Genomic DNA, 18,699 nt, shown 5'->3' on the forward strand with positions numbered 1-18,699 from the left:
TTATGCCTGCTGGCAGTATTTTGCTATTATGTTGCAGCAGTATTTTGTCATTACCGAATGTGCCGTAAAGCCCCTGCCTTTAACCATGGGAAGTATGTCAAGTTGCCGGCAGAGGCCGTATATCATTTGAGTTATGGTGAGTAACCGCATCACAGCTGTTAGCCTGTGGTGCGGTTTTTTGCTGCAAAAAAATAATTTTGCAGATAAAAATCATTTTCATTAGCAATAATCGGAGAAGGAAATGCTGCTGCTGGCGGCATCAGCGGAGCAGCATTCGGTGCATCCATTGTCCATTGCCATTCAGAAGTATGTGCAGGCACAGCAGTGGACGGTGCCGCAGCACAGGTCCTCCCGGACGATTGTGGCACGGGGCATGGCCGCCGTGGTGCCTGAGTTCGAGGGCTTTTCCGGCGGTGATGTGCTGGTGGGCAGCTGCAAGCTGATGCAGGAGCGGGGTGTTGAGGGCATGGAGCTTATTCACCCTGAGGATATCTCCATGGGTTACATCTATGTGGCACGAAACGGTATGCTGCTGGGGGTTATCGGCATCAAGGATCCTATCCGTCCCCTGATGAAAAAGACACTGAATCAGATGCGCCGTTACGGTGTGGATGAGATTGTCATGCTGACCGGTGATTCGGAGGCAGTGGCGGCCCAGGTAGCAAGGGAAATGGATATTGATTCCTATCATGCAGAGGTGCTGCCGGAGGATAAGGCAAATTATGTCATGCAGCTGAAAAAGCGGGGGACAGTGATGATGGTGGGGGATGGTATCAATGATGCTCCGGCTCTTGCTTTTGCCCATGTGGGAACCACCCTGGGGAGCCGTCAGACAGATCTGGCAGCGGAGACCTCGGCTGTTACTATCCGCTCTGAGGATCCGACACGGCTGATTGAGGCACTGCAGCTGGGCAGGCGCACCATGGGGCTGATACATCAGAACTTCACAGCCACCATCACCGTCAACTCAGCTGCCATGTTGCTGGGTGCCCTTGGCGTGATTACACCTCTCTGGGCAGCTATTATACACAATACTGCCACCTTGGCAGTGGTGCTGAACAGTGCCAGGATATTGGCACCGGCTCAGAAAAAACTTTTGAGATAAAGTTGCTGAAGTTCATCAAAAAGCTGTGCAACAAATGAAACAAAAATAATCAAGATATACCCAAAAGATAATCAAGAATGAAATTCATGCAAATTTCATGAAACAAGATGTAACAAAAAAGCCATAAGTTGTGCAACGAAACATGATGAAGTTGCACAACTTATGGCTATATTTTCAGGCTAAATTCATAAAAATGGTGAAGTTTTGAATGAGATTTACACAAAAGTTCACCATTTTTGCATCTTTATTATTCTTTTGGCGCCTGACAGCTCTTTCTTTCTACCAGGTAGTGAGGCACGATAATCTTGGTGGCGGTCATATATGGATGCTCAATCAGGTTGATGAGCTGGCTGGCCGCCTCCACCCCCAGCTGGCGGGAGTTGATGTCGATGGTGGTCAGGGGCGGATTGGCCAGCTTTACCATGATGGAGTTGTTGAAGGTGATGATGGACAGGTCCTCCGGCAGCTTCAGCCCCATTTCATGGCACAGCTGCAGCGTTGCCATAGCTACTGTATCGTCCACAATGATCAGAGCTGTAGGGCGATTGCTGCCCATCAAAAGCTTTGCCAGGGCCGAGGTTTCATCCAGGGGCATGGAGATGCCGTACAGCATGTATTCCTCAGGCACATCCAGCCCGTTCTGCATCATGGACAAGCGGAAGCCTGCGTGGCGCTCGTAGGCGAATATCTGGGAGATGTTGTCGCAGACGAAGGCAATGCGCTTGTGCCCCAGGGAAATCAGGTAGTTGGCGGCCTCCTGGCCTGCCACCAGATTGTCGTTATCTACATATATGGTGTCATTGACATAGGCGCTGGCCTTGCCGATGACCACGAAGGGGATTTCCTTTTCGTGCATGTAGGAAATCAGCGGGTCCTCCAGGGCGGAGTAGAGGAAGACGAAGCCCTGCACCCGCTGCCGGGAGGTCAGCTTCTTCACATATTCCAGCATCTGCTCGTAGGTTTCCCCGGAAACCACGATGGTGGAGTAGTTCTGCTCCATGGCCTCCTGGCTGATGCCACGGATGGAACGGGTGACGAAGGGGTTGTCGTAGCCCTTCTGTGCCTGGGGGCGCATGATGATGCCGATTGTCTGGGGCTTGCCGGAGCTGTTCCTGCTGCCGGAAGGACCTGTTTCCGTGTCTGCTGCACCCGAGCCGGAGGAGGTGACCTGATAGCCCAGCTGGGCGATTGCCTGCCATACCTTCTCCCTGGTTTCTGCGCTGATGGCGGGATTGTTGTTGCAGGTTCTGGATACCGTTGCAGGGGAAACTCCTGCCAGAGCCGCTACGTCGCGGATTGTTACTGCCATAAATAGGCTCCTTTCACATGTGTACATCTATAATATTGCGTAGCTTTCACTTTGATTGGCAGCAGGTAGCTATGCTGCAGCCATTATATGGAGGGAAAATGAAACTTTGTCCAATTTCTTTCATATACAATGTATCACATTTCAAAAAAAATTTCAAGTTTCATGAAAAAAGTGTTGCATTATTTGCAGAAATGTGGTTTAATATAGCTACAGGGTTTCAGAAACAAGAAACACTTCGTGGAGGAAGCGTTTCAAAGACGCTGAAATTTCCCTAGTAAAGAGAAGGAGTAGATATTATGGCAAAGTCGATTTTGACGGCGGTATATTCACCGCTGAACGGCAAAGTGGTTCCATTGGCAGATGTGCCGGATCCAGTCTTTTCCGGCAAAATCCTCGGTGATGGCGTAGCCATCATCCCAAGCGATGGCCGCATTTGCAGCCCTGTAGATGGTACCTTGACCACTATTGCAGAGTCCGGTCACGCATTTGGCTTCCAGACAGAGGACGGGATTGAGCTTCTCGTGCATGTAGGCCTGGAAACAGTAAGCCTTAAAGGTGTTCCTTTTACTATAGAAGTAGAAGCAGGCACCAAGGTAAAGGCTGGTGACCCAATAGCCCGTGTTGACCTTGATTACCTCAAGGAGCACAATATTGAGTCCGTAACACCTGTTATTTTCTGCGGTGGCCCAGAGGGCAATCTGAAAAACATTGCAATTGGTGAGACTGTTGCACCAGGCAAGAAGCCTGTTTATCAGATTGAGTGCCAGGCAGAGGGTGCTCCGGAGCCTGCCAAGGCAGCAGCTCCGAAGAAGGCTGAAGCAAAGCCTCAGCCGGTGGCTAAGAAAGAGGAGAAAAAGGAGAATAAGGAATCAATGATTAACTTTGATTTGCTGCAGAATCTTGGTAAAGTTCTGCTGACAGTAGTAGCGGTAATGCCTGCCGCAGGTCTGGCATTATCCATCGGTAAGGTGTTCCAGCTGTGGTGCGGTGATATCAGCGCCATGATGACTCTGGGACAGGTTCTTGAGAATATGGGTTGGGCAATCATTGCTAACCTTCATATTTTGTTCGCTATCGCAATCGGTGGTTCCTGGGCAAAGGAGCGTGCCGGCGGTGCATTCGCAGCTATTATCGCATTCTGCCTGATTACCCGTATTACCGGTTCCATCTTCGGTGTTTCCGGTGACATGCTGGGCAACCCTGATGCAGTTGTTTATTCCCTGTTTGGCCAGGAGCTCCTGGTAAAGGATTACTTCGTTAGCACTTTGGGTGCACCTTCCTTGAACATGGGTGTATTCGTAGGTATTATCTCCGGTTTCGTAGGCGCAACTGCTTACAACAAGTATTACAACTTCCGTAATCTTCCTGATGTACTGGCATTCTTCAATGGTAAGCGTTTTGTTCCGATGGTAGTTATTGCATACTCTGCAATCATCTCCATCATCATGGCTCTGGTATGGCCTGCTATTCAGGGCGGTATCAACAGCTTCGGTATCTGGATTGCAAACTCCTCCGATACTGCACCGCTGCTGGCACCATTCATCTATGGTACTCTGGAGCGTCTCCTGCTTCCATTCGGTCTCCATCACATGATTACTATCCCTGTAAACTACACCGCTCTCGGCGGTACCTATGTAGTACAGACCGGTCTCGGTGCCGGTACTACCGTATATGGCCAGGATCCGCTGTGGCTGGCTTGGATTAACGACCTGATTAACTTCCTCAAGGCTGGCGATACTGCTTCTTATGAGCAGCTGCTGGCAACTGTAACCCCTGCCCGTTTCAAGGTTGGCCAGATGATTGGTGCATCCGGTCTGCTGATTGGTTTCGCATTTGGTATGTATCGTCGTGTAGATGCTGACAAGCGTCACCTCTACAAGTCCATGTTCATCTCTACTGCACTGGCAGTATTCCTGACCGGTGTTACCGAGCCTATCGAGTTCATGTTCATGTTCTGTGCAGTTCCTCTGTATATCTTCTACGCTATTCTGCAGGGCTGTGCCTTCGCAATGGCTGGCGTGATTGACCTCCGTCTCCATTCCTTTGGTAACCTGGAGTTCGTATCCCGTCTTCCTATGGTAAGCAATGCCGGCCTGATGGGCGATGTTGTAAACTTCGTAATCACTGTTATCGTGTTCTTCATCATTGGTGCTGCTGTTTCCTACTATGCAATCGGCAAGTTCCAGTTCGCTACCCCGGGCCGTCTTGGCAACTACTCTGACTCCGAGTCTGATGAGGCTGCTGAGAAGGGTTCCTCCAAGAAGTCCTCTGGTGCTGACGATGGCCAGGCTGAGCGTATCATCGCTCTGCTGGGCGGTCGCGAGAACATTGAGCTGGTTGACTCCTGCTTCACTCGTCTCCGTGTAACCGTAAAGGACAGCTCCAAGGTTGCTGACCTGGCAGCTTGGAAGGCTGAGGGTGCTCAGAGCCTGTTCGTAAAGGGCAATGGTATTCAGGCTGTATATGGTCCTAAGGCTGATGTACTGAAGTCTGATATCAATGACATTCTTTAATAAAGATAGAGACATTCTGTAACAAGTAGTATTAATAGTAATTTCGTTAGGATTGGGTAATAGCGGTCCGACGATGCCATGCCAGGCACGCTCGCGCTATTATCCACGCCTAGCGGTACTAAGCTCTCGCTGCGCCTAACGGCTTGCGAGTCGCTAAGTACCGAGGCGCGTCTCAATGCCTGGTCATGGCAACCGCCGGACCGCTTTGCGTCAGTGCCTATCAAAACATATATTATACATGTAACAGATTACAACGTATCTGTGACTAAGTTATGACTGTTATATAGTATCAGTTTGGAGGTTTGCAATATCATGAGGCTTTTGAGTATTAACACCCATAGCATTATTGAGAAAAATTATGATGAAAAGACAAAGAACTTCCTTGAGCATATTGCCAAGCTCCAGCCTGATATTATCGCTATGCAGGAAGTCAATCAGACTGCTGATTTTCCTGAGGCTGTGCCTGTGCTGCAAAATGGCAGGTGCAGGAATGGCAAAGAGTCACGGCATCTGAAGGCTGACAACCATGTAGCCCTTGTGGCCGCTGAGCTGAGGAAGCAGGGTCTGGACTATAACTGGACCTGGCTGCCTATGAAGCTGGGCTACAGCAAGTATGATGAAGGGCTGGCTATTCTTAGCAAGAAGCCTATAGCCGAGACCAATGTGGTGCTTTTGAGCAAGGATGCTGACTATAGCAACTGGCGTACCCGCTACGCCCTGGGTGTGCGTCCTGCCGGTATGGAGGACTGGTTTTATACAGTGCATCTTGGCTGGTGGACTGACGAGGTAGAGCCTTTTGAAGGGCAGTGGCAGAAGCTTCAGAATGAGGTTATTGCCCACAAGCATGAGGGCAGGATATTCCTTATGGGTGACTTCAACAGCCCGGCGGAGGTTCGCGGCGAGGGGTATGACCTGATTGCCGGCAGCGGCTGGCATGATACATACCTGCTGGCTAAAGATAAGGACTCTGGCGTTACTGTCCAGGGTGTTATAGATGGATGGAGAGATAAGCTGTCCGAGGCGGACATGCTGAATGGAATGCGCATTGATCACATCTGGTGCAATGAGCAGGCAGACGTAGAAAAGAGCAGAGTCTGCTTCAACGGAAATAACGAGCCTGTGATTTCGGATCACTATGGCGTGGTAATTGATTTGGAGGACTGAAAACGATGAAACGTAGTGCAGGAATTTTAATGCCTGTCAGCAGCTTGCCATCCAAGTACGGCATCGGCTGCTTTGATGAAACCGCTTACAGATTTATTGATTGGCTGAAGGAAGCCGGTCAGACTTATTGGCAGATTTTGCCGCTGGTGCCTACCAGCTATGGCGATTCACCGTATCAGTCTTTTTCTACCTTTGCAGGCAATCCATACTTCATCAGCCTGGACTGGCTTACCAGTGAGGGGCTGCTGACCGCAGAGGAGACTGCTGCTGTTGATTTTGGCAGCAAGGATGATGATATTGACTATGCAAAGCTGTACGAGGGACGCTATCCGCTGCTCCGCAAGGCTTATGAGCGTAGCCATATCAACGATAATGGCGATTTTCATCGTTTTGTCAATGAGAATTCCTGGTGGCTGGAAGACTATGCCCTGTTCATGGCATTGAAGGATTTCTTCGGCGGCAAGTGCTGGAACGAGTGGCCTGAGGATATCAAGCTCCGTTACGGCTATGCCATTGAGCATTACAGAAACAAGCTTTACTTTGATATTGAGTTCCAGAAGTTCCTGCAGTACAAGTTTGACTGCCAGTGGAAGGACTTGAAATACTATGCCAACAGCCAGGGCATTCAGATTGTAGGCGATATTCCGATTTATGTTGCCATGGACAGTGCTGATGTGTGGTCACATCCTGAGCTGTTCCAGCTGGATGACAAGAGCAATCCTGTTGCTGTGGCAGGCTGTCCGCCGGATGGCTTCTCCGCTACCGGCCAGCTGTGGGGCAATCCGCTTTATCGCTGGGATTACCATCGCGAGACCGGCTTTGACTGGTGGATGAGCCGCGTATGGTATGCCTTCAACATGTATGATGTTCTGCGTATCGACCACTTCCGTGGTTTTGATGAATATTACAGCATTCCGTATGGTGCCAAGGATGCAACCAACGGACATTGGGAAAAGGGCCCGGGCATGGATTTGTTCAATACAATGAAGTGGCGCCTGGGTGACAGAAGGGTAATCGCCGAGGATTTGGGCTTTATGACCGATACCGTGCGTCAGCTGGTAAAGGACAGCGGCTTCCCAGGCATGAAGGTGCTGGAGTTTGCTTTTGACTCCCGCGACACCGGTGCAGCAAGTGATTATCTGCCGCATAACTACATTGAGAACTGCGTAGTCTACACCGGTACTCACGACAACGAAACCCTCCAGGGCTGGTTCAAGAGTATCAACAAGCAGGAAATGCAGATGGTGAGGGACTATCTGTGTGATGCTAAGACTCCTATTAAGGATTTACATAAACCGATGATTGCGGCTGCAATGCGCAGCAATGCAGCTACCTGCATCATTCCGATGCAGGACTACCTGGGATTGGATAATTCCGCCAGAACCAACCAGCCTTCTACTGTAGGCCAGAATTGGAGATGGCGCGTGTCCGGCAAGGCTCTCACCAGCAAGCTGGCACAGGAAATCCGCCACACTGCCGAGACCTTCGGCAGGCTGTAATCCCACTTAAATTTGCCCCTTTATTTTCAATATATATGACACCTTGCAGGTGCCTGCTTACATTAACACCCCGTATCCGGGTGTCTGCAAAAAAGAAAAGCCGAAAAGCCGTCTCCGTGTGTGTGAACGGGGGCGGCGGGGGGGCTTTTTCAAACCAAATTTGGCGCACTCAGGCATTTTCTGCCTGTGAATGTCCGGAAAAGCGTGTGTCTCTGGCTATGCTTGATGGGAACAAGGAAGCATTAGGCGACGATGTGGACGAGTTCTTTTCCGGTCATTATAGATGAAGCCCTTGCTTTGCGTGGCAGGGGAAGAAAACGTATCTGTTTTATTAGGAGGAGAATTTGATGAACAAGAAGATTTTGAGCGCAGCCGTTGCCATGGCTTTGGCAGCAGGCATCAGCGGCACTGCTATGGCAGCAGAAGGCAGCTTGGCAGACGTACCAAAGGATCACTGGTCCTATCAGGCTGTAGACCAGCTGGTAAAGGACGGTATCATCGAGGGCATGCCTGATGGTACTTATGCTGGTGACCGCGCCATCAGCCGTTACGAGATGGCTGTTATCGTAGCCCGTGCTACCGATAAGATGGAAGCTGCTAACATTGCAGACCGCGCTCTCATTGAGAAGATGCAGGCAGAGTACGGCTCCGAGCTGAAGACTCTCGCTGCTGATGTGCAGGATCTGAAGAACGAAGTTGGTAAGGTTAAGTTCAATGGTTTCTTCCGTGCCCAGTATGACCATGATGACAAGGATGTTAAGGGTGTAGATCGTAGCAACGACCGTTTCTATCTGGATTTGCGCGGTGACTACAAGGTAAACGATACTTGGACTGTAAAGACCCAGATTGAAACCCACCATCGTTACAGCGATGACGGTAGCTACAACACTGGCTTCAGCAAGTATTCCCAGAAGACCTGGTCCGGCCATGATGGTAACATCAAGCGTGTATGGGTAGAAGGTAACTTTGACAACGGCGCATGGGTGAACGTAGGTCGTGCGTGGAGAGGCTTGGGCTTCCAGAACGTACTCCTCGGTACTGAAACCGATGGTGTACAGGCAGGTATTCCAATTAAGGGCACCGGCCTGACTGCAAGTGCAATCTATGCTTCTTCCACTGGCACCAGCGATAAGGAATCCATCTACGGTATTGGTACCTGGGGTTCCATCGGTCACAGCGTAGACATCAATTTGAACTATGTAAAGAGTGACATGAGCAAGGGTGACAAATATCAGACTGGTGAGATTGCTGGCCTTGATCCTGTAAATCCGTTTAAGCATAATGCTGCTGGTACTATTTATGAACCAAATTATGTTTACAAGACTGTTGATGTGACTCGTGACAATGCATTTGTTGTATCTGCTGCTGCTGATGTTGCTAAGAATGTACGTCTCATCGGTGACTATGTTCAGACCAATGCAGATAACAATAACAAGTCCGCTGCAGTTCGTTTGAACTACAAGGGCACCAATCTGCAGGATCCAGGTTCCTTCGGCCTGTATGCTCGTTACTTCAAGTATGGCGAGAATGGTACTATCGCCGGTGATGATGAGTGGGGTTCTACTCCATTCGGCAGCAAGGGCTGGATTGTAGGTTTTAAGTATGTTCCTACCAAGAATGTTGAGTGGGAAACCCTGTTCAGCCAGCAGAAGTGTGACTATGCTAGCGGTGATAAGGCATTTGACCGTAGCCTGCTCCGCACTCAGGTTGACTTCCACTTCTAATCTAATTAAGAAGTCCATAATATCTATTTATACAGGGAACTGTTCGATGCCCCTCAGGGCAAGGGGCAGTTCCCCCTTTTACTTTTTGCAGATATGGAGTACGAATTTAAGTAATCTGCAGCTACTGTTCAGACAAAAAGGCAAAGGACATGATATGTGCCCAGCGAAAACCTTTGTTCAGCCTCGTTACTTCATTCATCAGAGTGCGCAGCACGATAGATGAATGTTAGTAACGTGAGGCTGAATGAGGAGCGAGAGTGTGTTTTTGATGGGCACTATCATGGCCCTGCCTAAAGGTCTGAACAGAAAGCACAGTGTATGCACTAACAAATACTGTGTTTGCACGAACTTTAACGAATAAGAAAGAAGGAGTATCAAACATGAACCGCAAGCAGATTTTAAAGCGCTCAGTGGGGATGGCGCTTTCCCTGACCTTATTGGCTGCACCATCAGCCCTTGTAACCGCACCAACAGCCTTCGACAGCCTCTCATTGCTGAGGATAGCACATACAGAGGCCGCCAGTGCAGTAGGTGCAGGCGATGTAGTATTAGTAGGCAGCCTTCAGGATGAGCTGGGAGCTGCTTCTGACTGGAATCCTGCCGATGGGGCAACCTTATTCCAGCCGGCTGGCAACGGCAAATACATCTTCACCGGCAAGCTGGCCGCAGGCAACTACGACTTCAAGATTGCCATCGGCGGCAGCTGGGATGAAAACTACGGCAAGGACGGCGTCAAGGACGGCCCAAACATTGCCCTGAGGCTTCTCCATGACCACGAAGTAACATTTACCTACGATGCCGCAACCCACATCGTAACATATGACTACGAGGACATGGCAGAAGAACAGGCAGCATTGGCCTCCGCCGGCCGCAGCTTCGTAGTAACAGGCACTGTCCAGACCCGTGCCGGTGGCGCCAAGGACTGGGACCCTGCCGACAAAACCACTGAGATGAAGGATATCGGCAACGGCTTCTACGCCTACACCATGGACTTGCCAGCAGGCCCTTACTTCTACAAGATTTCCGTCAACGGCAGCTGGGCAGAGAACTACGGCCTCAACGGCAATTTCGATGGAGCCAACGTACAGCTCACCCTTGACAAGCCGGAAAAAGTTACCTTCTATTACAATGACATTACCCATAAGATTCAGGACAGCCACAGCTACAAAATGCTGAAGGATGCAGAGCTCCCAGTTTTGGGCGGCGATTTTGCAGCCCTGGAGGGTGACAAGGTAATGCGCGACCTCCTGATGGACAAGTTCTATCAGACCACCCTGGATGTAAAGGCAGGCACTTACACTGCCGAAATCAAGCAGAAGGGGCAGAAGGCAATAAAGCAGCAGGTAACAGTCCGCCAGGACGGCAAGGCAAGCTTCTACTATGACTTTGCCGGCAAAAAGCTCATCGTAGACGATGGCAGCATCCATCCTGACAAGGTAGTACATGACACCTGGGATACCGCATACCGCGCTCCGTTCCAGCCAGCCAAGGTAGGGGAGGCTGTCAAGCTCTCCATCCGCACCCAGCAGGGTGATGTGCAGAACGCCAAGCTGGTACTGACCAAGGCGGAGATTACTGCCAACGGCGGTGACGAGTACAACCCTGATTATGCCGCAGGCAAGACCGTAACTTACGACATGCAGAAGACTGGCACTGAGGATGGCAGCGATATCTGGTCTGTAACCATTACCCCGGAGGAAAACGGCATGTACGGCTATACCTTCCTGCTGAATGATATGCTTCAGTACGGTGATGACGCCCGTCCTGGCAACATCGGTGCTACAGCACTGCGTGGAGCCAAGCCGTTCCAGCTGACAGTGTATACTGCTGACTACCATACCCCGGACTGGGCAAAGGAAGCCATCACCTGCCAGATTTTCCCTGATCGCTTCTTCAACGGTGACAAGTCCAACGACAACGCCCGTACCACTGCCAGGGGCAATCAGCCAATCCAGCACAGGGATTGGAATGATATTCCGGCAAACCATAGCAAGACTCCTGACAAGGATGGAGATACCCAGGATTGCAACGACTTCTTCGGGGGCGACCTGGCAGGTATCACCCAGAAGCTGGATTATCTGAAGGATTTGGGCATTACCGCCATCTATGTGAACCCGATGATGAGCGCCTGCTCCAACCATCGCTACGATACAGTAGATTATGGCACTATTGACCCTCTGCTGGGCAACATGGAGGACTTCCAGCAGCTGGTGGCTGAGATGGACAAGCGTGGCATGCACCTGATTATGGATGGCGTGTTCAACCATGTAGGCGATGATTCCATTTACTTTGACCGCTATGGCAAGTATCAGTGGGTAGGCGCCTATGAGTTCTGGTCCCGTGTTTATGACCTGATGAACACCAAGGGCATGAAGGAAGCTGCAGCCAAGGAAGAAGCCAGGAAGCAGCTCATTGCCGAGGGACAGGTATTCAGCCCATATCAGTGGGAGAACTGGTTTGAAATCAAGAATCAGAAGGCCGTAGACGAGATGGGCGAGAAGTACGCTTACCATGATTGGCAGGGCTACTCCAGCCTGGTACCGTTCAGTGACAAGGATTTGCTGAATGAGCAGTCAAGCCTGGGTGAGTATCTCCTCTATGGGGACAATGCCGTAATCACCAAGTGGTTCAAGGATGGCTTGTCCAGCTGGCGCCTTGATGTGGCCAAGGAGATTCCGGCAGAGTTCTGGCGTAATGTCCGCAAGACTGTAAAGCAGATCAAGACCACCAAGGGCGAGGAGCCGCTGCTGCTGGGTGAAATCTGGCAGGATGGTACCCAGTTCCTGACCGGTGACCAGTTTGACTCCGTTATGAACTACAAGCTGTCCTTTGCCGTAGGCGATTTGTTCCTGAACAGGGGCGATGCCAAGGCGGCAGATGACGAGCTGAAAATTCTCCAGCAGAATTATCCGCGGGAGGCACTTTATGACCTGATGAACATCGTGGATTCCCATGATACCGTCCGTGCCATCTACAAGTTCGGCGGCGGTCAGGAGTCTGTAGCGCAGGCTACCTTGAAGGACTTTGACTATGAGCTGGGCAAGGCAAGGCTGAAGCTGTCCGCAGCATTCATTCTGGGCTATCCTGGCATGCCGACCTTCTTCTATGGCGATGAGGCAGGGGTATACGGCAGTGCCGACCCTGATTGCCGCCGCACCTATCCGTGGGGCAATGAGGACAAGGAGCTGATTGCTTACTACAAGCAGGTAATGGGTGTGCGCAATGCCCACAAGCAGCTCTTTGCTCATGGCGATGTAAACACCCTGAAGGCAGAAGGCGACATTTTTGCCTATGCCCGTACCAATGGCAGCGAGGCAGCAGTTGTAGCACTGAACCGTGGCAAGGCACAGCAGGTGGTTATTCCTGCCGGTCAGTTTGCTGATGGCACTGTTTTCGCAGATGCCCTTGACAGCAGCTTCCAGGCAGCTGTTTCCGGCGGCCGGCTGGTGGTAGATTTGGGTGAGAACCAGGCCCGCATGATGATTAAGAAATAAGCTTTGGTTTATTTAGTTAATTACAGTGAATAAGAGATAAAGAAAACTCCCCCATGCAGCTTAAACAAGCTGCATGGGGGAGTTTTTTGCAAGTCAATTTACCGCTGCACATCGGCCATGCGGATGCGCGGACGGCGGGGTATCAGCTTCTGCTCATAAGCCAGGTCGTAGAATACCTTGAGGTTGTCCAGGTATTCCTCAGTCAGGTTCCATTTGATGACATTGAGATATTCTGATACCTGCCGCTCAGTGAACGGCTTTTTGTCAATGATGGAGGCGATAGCCTCTTTTTTATTTTTCCAGCCCTCTTGCAGGGAGCGGTAGAGGCGGTCGTAGATGAACTGCACGCCCTCAGGATTTGCCTGGGCAAAGCTCTTGTGCACCGTCCATACCGCATAGACCATGCAGCGGTCGGTGAGCTTTTTCCACTCCCGTCCCAAGTCGTAGTAATAGTATTTGTCCTTCTGCTGGTGATGGTACACATAGAGGGCATCATCACCGATGAGCAGGGAGGCCGTGGCATCGTTTGGCACTGGATGGGCAGGGGTGAGGTTCCTGGTATAATAGCGGGGTGAAGCATCGTATGCCTTTGCCATGATGATTTTCAGCAGGCAGTGAGCCGTGGCGGACTGGGCGGTAAGGATGATTTTATCCTCGTTGATTTCCTCGATTGGCTTTTTTGACACCAAAAGAATGCTCCGCACCTCGCCATCTGCCCTGACGCACAGGTCAGGCAGTACCAGCAAATCCTCATAATTCCGAGCATATACAATAGAGGAGACCTCGCTGGCATCGACGCGGCCTGTGAGCAGGTCATTGTTCATTACAGCCGGAACACCGTTCCTCAGCTCCAGCCCTTCCTTCAGGTTAAGATTGTTAAGACCGTAGGTCAGGGGCAGTACATTGAGAAAATGTATATGCCCCAAACGTGGTTTATTCATGAAATCCCTCCGATTGGCAGAAAATACTCTGCAATATTTCACATGTTTAATATTATACACTTTTTTTATCTGTTTGTTTAGGAAAATATCATTGTATACATGGATATTTTTTTGCAAAGAAAAATCCCTGCCGGCTATCAGCAGGGATTTGGTGGTTACTTGCGGGTAAGGATTTTGATTACCTTGTTGCCGGTATTGCGGATTTTGCGGATAGGTGCAGTCCTGGTCTTGTACTTGGGCTTCATGTCAGTGACAGAGCCGAAGTCACCGCGCTTTAACAGGGTAGTCTTTGTCTTTTCCGGATTGAAAAGTTTGCGGAAGGTGTTAAAGAGCAGCTCCGGGGTAGCATTCTGCTGGCACAGGAAGGTGTCGGCAGAGATGTAGCGCAGCTCCGGGAAGGCATGCACGGTCATGTGGCCTTCGTTAAAGAGAATCATGATGGCAGCGTGTCCGTCCGGCAGCAGCTGATGCATGCCGGAAACAACCTCCAGCTTGCTTTCTGCAAGGATGGTTTTCAGTTTATCCACAAGCTGCTCCATGTCAGTGAAGCAGGACTCTTTGCATTTGTACATATCGATGGTGAGATGACGGGCTAGGATTTTCAATTGATACACCCCTTATTCTTTATATTCATTACTATTATACGATATTGGCTAAATGAAGTAAAGAGCAGGGGATTATTCTCTAAAAGATTGGGAAATTCTGTTCAAATATTTTGCCAGCTATGGATTTTTCGGCTTGTCAGCGGTTATAATATACATATATGCGGCTATCATAGGCATATGTATGGAAGAAAACGCTTCGTGCGGTGATAGAGCAATAGAGCAATAAAGCAATAAAGCAATAGAAAGCGATAGTCAGGAGCAGGAAATGCATGATAAATGAGATAATTGCGGAAAAGCTTGCCCTGCTGCCCAACAGTCCCGGCGTGTACATCATGAAGGATGCGGAGGGGACGATTATTTATGTGGGCAAGGCAGTGGTGCTGAAAAATCGTGTCAGCCAGTATTTTCAGAACAATAAAAGCCATTCAGCCAAGGTGAAGGCAATGGTGGCGCGGATTGCGGATTTTGATATTATCATGGTGGGGACAGAGGTGGAGGCACTGATTCTTGAGTGCAAGCTTATCAAAAAATATCGTCCCAAGTATAACATCAGCCTGAAGGATGACAAGATGTACCCTTATCTGAAGGTGACCACCAAGGAGGATTTTCCCCGGGTATTCATTACCAGAAAGCTGGTGAAGGACGGTTCGCGGTATTTCGGCCCCTATACGGATGCCGGGGCCCTGAAGGACTGCCTGAAGCTTTTAAAGAGGATGTTTCCCCTGCGCTCCTGCCGCAATCTGAGGCCGGGGCAGTCCTGCCTGGAGTACCACATCAGGCGGTGCCTGGCGCCCTGCCTGGGCAAGGTCAGCCGTCAGGAGTACAGGAGCATGATACGGAAGGTGTTACTGTTCCTGGATGGCAGGACGAAGCAGGTGGAGGCGGAGCTGAAGTCCCAGATGGAGGCGGCGGCAGAGGAGCTGGAGTTTGAGCTGGCAGCCAGGCTTCGGGACCAGCTGCTGGCGGTGCAGAAGCTGTCGGAGATGCAGAAGCTTGTGGCAAAGCCCCGGGATGATGAGTTCGTCATTCAGGAAAAGGTTCATGCCCAGACCATCGGGGCGATGGAGGAGCTGGGGGAATATCTGGGGCTGGCAGTGCCGCCTTATCGCATGGAGTGCTTCGATATTTCCCACAATCAGGGCTCGGAAACCGTGGCATCCATGGTGGTCTTTGAAGGGGGCACGGCAAAGAAGTCTGACTACCGCCGCTTCAAGATCAGGAGTGCCGAGGGCAAGCCGGACGATTTCAAGTCCATGCGTGAGGTGACCATGCGGCGGTACGGGGCAGAGGATGCCGATATGCCTGATTTGATTGTCATTGACGGCGGCAAGGGGCAGCTGAGCTCCGCTCTGGAGATTATCCGGGGGGCAGGGCATCTTGATGTGCCGGTGGTGGGGCTGGCTAAGCGGGAGGAAGAAATCTTCTGCGAGGGAGAGTCAGAGCCGGTGATTCTGCCCCGGGACAGCCAGGCATTGTTCCTCATCCAGCGCATTCGGGATGAGGCTCACCGCTTCGCCATCACCTATCACAGAAAGCTCCGGGGCAAGAGGAACCTGGTCTCCGTCCTGGACCACATCGAGGGAATAGGGCCGAAAAGGCGGCAGCTCCTGTATGAGCACTATGGCACCATAGACAGGATACGGGAGGCTGCTGCGGAGGAAATGGCAGCCATACCCGGCATGAACAGGCCTTCGGCGGAAGCCGTATATAACTTTTTCCGGGCACAGGAAAAGCTCACAAACTAGCAAATCAATGCCGGCTTGTGAGCTTTTATTTTTTGTCTGTTTACTTGTTAATTACCGGCAGCCCTGCCGGAGGAATGACGAATGCATGGTGCAATGGCACGGCACTTAGCCGGCTATGCCCAGATTCATCAGCAGCAACATGACGCCGATAACAATCAGGTAGTATACGAACCAAGGTCCCACCGTGGTTTTCAGTATCTTGCCTTCGGCGCCTACGATGCCAGTGGTAGCGCACACTGCTACGATGTTGTTGATGCAGACCATGTTACCAATAGCACCGCCCTGATTCTGGAGTGCCACGATAACGATATGAGGAATGTTCAGGATGTCTGCGGTAGCAAACTGCAGCGGTGCAAACATGATGTTGGATACGGTGTTGGAACCGAACATGAAGGCACCGACGGAGCCGATGACAGGAGCAATGTAGAAGTAGTTGGCACCTGCCAGGTCAGCCATGCCCTTTGCCATAGCTACCAGCATGGAGTCATAGCCGCATACGTTAGCGTTGGAATAACGGAACAGGTAAACCATAGCGAAGCCGAACAGCAGGGCAATGGTAGCGCCTACCAGCTGCTTGTAGGACTTGTACAGCACGTTGTTGATCTGGCTGCCGCTGAGGCCGTACATGGCGAAGCCGATGAATACAACCAGGATGAATGGGAACAGGCCAGGGTTGTTCAGCCACTTGAGGGTGAAGCTTGCGCCCTCAACGCCCATGATGTTGGTCATGGTAATAGGGAAGGAGCCCATGAGAGGTTTGATGCCGAACTGAGGCACACGGGTAACTACCAGCCACAGGGTAACCAGGAGGTACGGAGTCCATGCTTTCAGCAGGGACATGGAGTGCTGGGTATCCTGCTTCTTGGCATCCTTCTTGATTTCGGTGCCAGGGAAACGCCAAATCTCCTTTGGCATCAGGAAGCCTGCCTTGGCTGCGCCGATGGTAGCGAAGATGGTTACGGCAGCGGCTACCAGGGAGGTAAGCTCGGCACCCATAACCTTGGCAACAGGAATGGAAACGCAGCTGAACACGATGGAAGTGAACAGGCAGAAAGGAACTACCGGGAATACATCAGAGAAGGACTTATTCTTGCCGAACTTCATGCAGACAACGCCGATTACCAGCCAGATGATGACCAGGGAACCAACGCACATGCCGATGGTGGACAGGAAGGAAAGATCCTGCTTGAAAAGGCTCAGGTCAGTAACGCCGATGGATGGCAGCACGTCCTTGATAATCTCCGCAGCGGAGTTGGTAGGGGTACCGGCTGCACCGAATGGTACAGGGCTGGAGTTAAACATGAGGCAGGCCAGGGCGGCAGCCATAGGAGGCGCCCCAAGGCCGATAACCAGCGGTGCGCAGATGGCGGCCGGAGTACCGAAGCCGGCCGCACCCTCGATGAAGGCTGCGAAGGCGAAGCCTACGATAACCAGCTGGATGCGGGCATCCTCGGTGATGCCGTTGAACATGGCCTCGATGCGGCGCATGGCACCGGCTTCGTTCAGCATGTTCATCAGGAGTATAGCACCGAAGATGATCAGTAACGTATCAATAGAACCCAGGAAACCTGTAATGGTGTAGGCAACAACGTGGGTAACATCCATGCCCCAGTAGGCAAGGCCGATGATGGCGCAGGCAGCCCATGCCATAGGCAGGGCCTTCTTGGCAGGTACGTTCAGGCCCACTGTAAGAATAATGGTGAGGATAATAGGAATTGCTGCGATTATAGCTAACACAATATTCATCTCCTAACATTTCATTCACAGAATATAAAACATCAAATTCTTCAAATAAACCTCTAAACATCCTAAAGGCTTAAAAGTTCGTCACTTGGACATTCCATAATCCCTTCTTTTAAGAATACAGGTCAGGATGACTCCTTATCCTTGGCGTACTTGTCGAGCATGAAGTCCTTCAGCAGGCACAGGTGCATGTTCATGTACATGCTGGCTGCGGCTGCATTCCCCTCATTGATGGCCTTCAAGATCTTCTTGTGATAGAAAAGCGTGTTGCTTTCCTTCTGCACGTTCAGGGTAAGCTCAATATTCTTATAAATAGAAGAAAACAGAATGTGGGTAAGATTGCCAATGACTCTGTTGCCACTGGCCTCGGCTATCAGCTGATGGAAGCGTCCATCATCGTCGGCATAGGAGTTATTATCCGCAATATGCCGGGCAAGGGTCTTGGTCAGCTCATGCAGCTGCTGCTTCTGGGCCGGGGTAGCGTTGATAGCTGCCATGCCTGCAATAGCAGGCTCCAGCATCAGCCGTACATCCAGCATGTCCAGGGCCAGGGCATCATCATCATAGATGAAGGTAAGCCCCAGCGGGTCATCAGGTATGCCCATGTTTTCCGCAATGAAGGTTCCCGATCCCTGCCGGGCTTCCAGTATATTCCGGGCAATAAGCACCTTGAAGGCATCCCTCAGCGTGCCGCGGCTGACATTCAGCTCCGCGGTGAACTCCGCTTCGGTGGGCAGCTGCTGACCAGGCTGCATTTTGTTTTCAGTAATATAGTCGATAATCTTTTCTGTTGTCTGCTCGACTAATGTTTTTCCTTTAACCAACGCCATGAAAAAGACCCCTTTATCAACATTGCA

The 18,699-nt window shown here is 50.9% G+C and carries 11 protein-coding genes and 1 pseudogene; 7 read left to right on the plus strand and 5 right to left on the minus strand.

The annotated features are described in order from the left end of the window. Positions 1 to 229 precede the first annotated feature (229 nt). Positions 230 to 1,105 (plus strand): annotated as a pseudogene (locus FYJ84_RS06190) (HAD-IC family P-type ATPase); the annotation flags it as partial. 247 nt (positions 1,106 to 1,352) lie between these two features. Here FYJ84_RS06190 and FYJ84_RS06195 read toward each other — a convergent pair. Then, positions 1,353 to 2,414, minus strand: a complete 1,062-nt coding sequence (locus FYJ84_RS06195) for a LacI family DNA-binding transcriptional regulator (RefSeq protein WP_205764124.1) — start codon at positions 2,412 to 2,414, stop codon at positions 1,353 to 1,355. Between the two features lie 296 nt (positions 2,415 to 2,710). On the opposite strand from FYJ84_RS06195, the gene FYJ84_RS06200 reads away from it, so the two are divergent. The 5 genes from FYJ84_RS06200 (at position 2,711) to FYJ84_RS06220 (ending at position 12,808) form a co-directional block, all read left to right on the plus strand. Continuing rightward, positions 2,711 to 4,927 (plus strand): PTS transporter subunit IIBC, encoded by a 2,217-nt coding sequence (locus FYJ84_RS06200; RefSeq protein ID WP_154406728.1) that lies wholly within the window; start codon positions 2,711 to 2,713, stop codon positions 4,925 to 4,927. A gap of 312 nt (positions 4,928 to 5,239) precedes the next feature. Beyond that, positions 5,240 to 6,091, plus strand: coding sequence for an endonuclease/exonuclease/phosphatase family protein (locus FYJ84_RS06205; protein ID WP_154406729.1), 852 nt, complete (start codon positions 5,240 to 5,242; stop codon positions 6,089 to 6,091). Positions 6,092 to 6,096: 5 nt separating this feature from the next. Beyond that, positions 6,097 to 7,590 (plus strand): 4-alpha-glucanotransferase, encoded by a 1,494-nt coding sequence (gene malQ, locus FYJ84_RS06210; protein WP_154406730.1) that lies wholly within the window; start codon positions 6,097 to 6,099, stop codon positions 7,588 to 7,590. A 347-nt stretch (positions 7,591 to 7,937) separates the two neighbouring features. Then, entirely contained in the window at positions 7,938 to 9,314 is a 1,377-nt protein-coding gene (locus FYJ84_RS06215) for an S-layer homology domain-containing protein (RefSeq protein WP_154406731.1), read from the plus strand. Positions 9,315 to 9,694: 380 nt separating this feature from the next. Beyond that, a complete protein-coding gene (locus tag FYJ84_RS06220) occupies positions 9,695 to 12,808 on the plus strand; it encodes a pullulanase X25 domain-containing protein (protein ID WP_154406732.1) in 3,114 nt (1,037 codons plus the stop codon). A 98-nt stretch (positions 12,809 to 12,906) separates the two neighbouring features. Here the strand turns inward: FYJ84_RS06220 and FYJ84_RS06225 are convergent, their stop codons facing one another. Together FYJ84_RS06225 and FYJ84_RS06230 are read right to left on the minus strand one after the other, a co-directional pair. Next, a complete protein-coding gene (locus FYJ84_RS06225; RefSeq protein ID WP_154406733.1) occupies positions 12,907 to 13,749 on the minus strand; it encodes a menaquinone biosynthetic enzyme MqnA/MqnD family protein in 843 nt (280 codons plus the stop codon). Between the two features lie 155 nt (positions 13,750 to 13,904). After that, a complete protein-coding gene (locus tag FYJ84_RS06230; RefSeq protein ID WP_328596344.1) occupies positions 13,905 to 14,363 on the minus strand; it encodes an S-adenosylmethionine decarboxylase family protein in 459 nt (152 codons plus the stop codon). 263 nt (positions 14,364 to 14,626) lie between these two features. Between FYJ84_RS06230 and uvrC the strand changes: the two genes are divergently transcribed. Continuing rightward, positions 14,627 to 16,099, plus strand: coding sequence for an excinuclease ABC subunit UvrC (gene uvrC / locus FYJ84_RS06235; protein ID WP_277008748.1), 1,473 nt, complete (start codon positions 14,627 to 14,629; stop codon positions 16,097 to 16,099). A 105-nt stretch (positions 16,100 to 16,204) separates the two neighbouring features. Here uvrC and FYJ84_RS06240 read toward each other — a convergent pair whose 3' ends face one another. Beyond that, on the minus strand, positions 16,205 to 17,836 hold the full coding sequence (locus FYJ84_RS06240) for an L-lactate permease (RefSeq protein WP_277008743.1): 1,632 nt from the start codon (positions 17,834 to 17,836) through the stop codon (positions 16,205 to 16,207). A gap of 131 nt (positions 17,837 to 17,967) precedes the next feature. Continuing rightward, on the minus strand, positions 17,968 to 18,672 hold the full coding sequence (locus FYJ84_RS06245; protein ID WP_154406737.1) for a FadR/GntR family transcriptional regulator: 705 nt from the start codon (positions 18,670 to 18,672) through the stop codon (positions 17,968 to 17,970). Positions 18,673 to 18,699 lie beyond the last annotated feature (27 nt).

Source organism: Anaerovibrio slackiae, assembly GCF_009695585.1.
Lineage (GTDB): Bacteria > Bacillota > Negativicutes > Selenomonadales > Selenomonadaceae > Anaerovibrio > Anaerovibrio slackiae.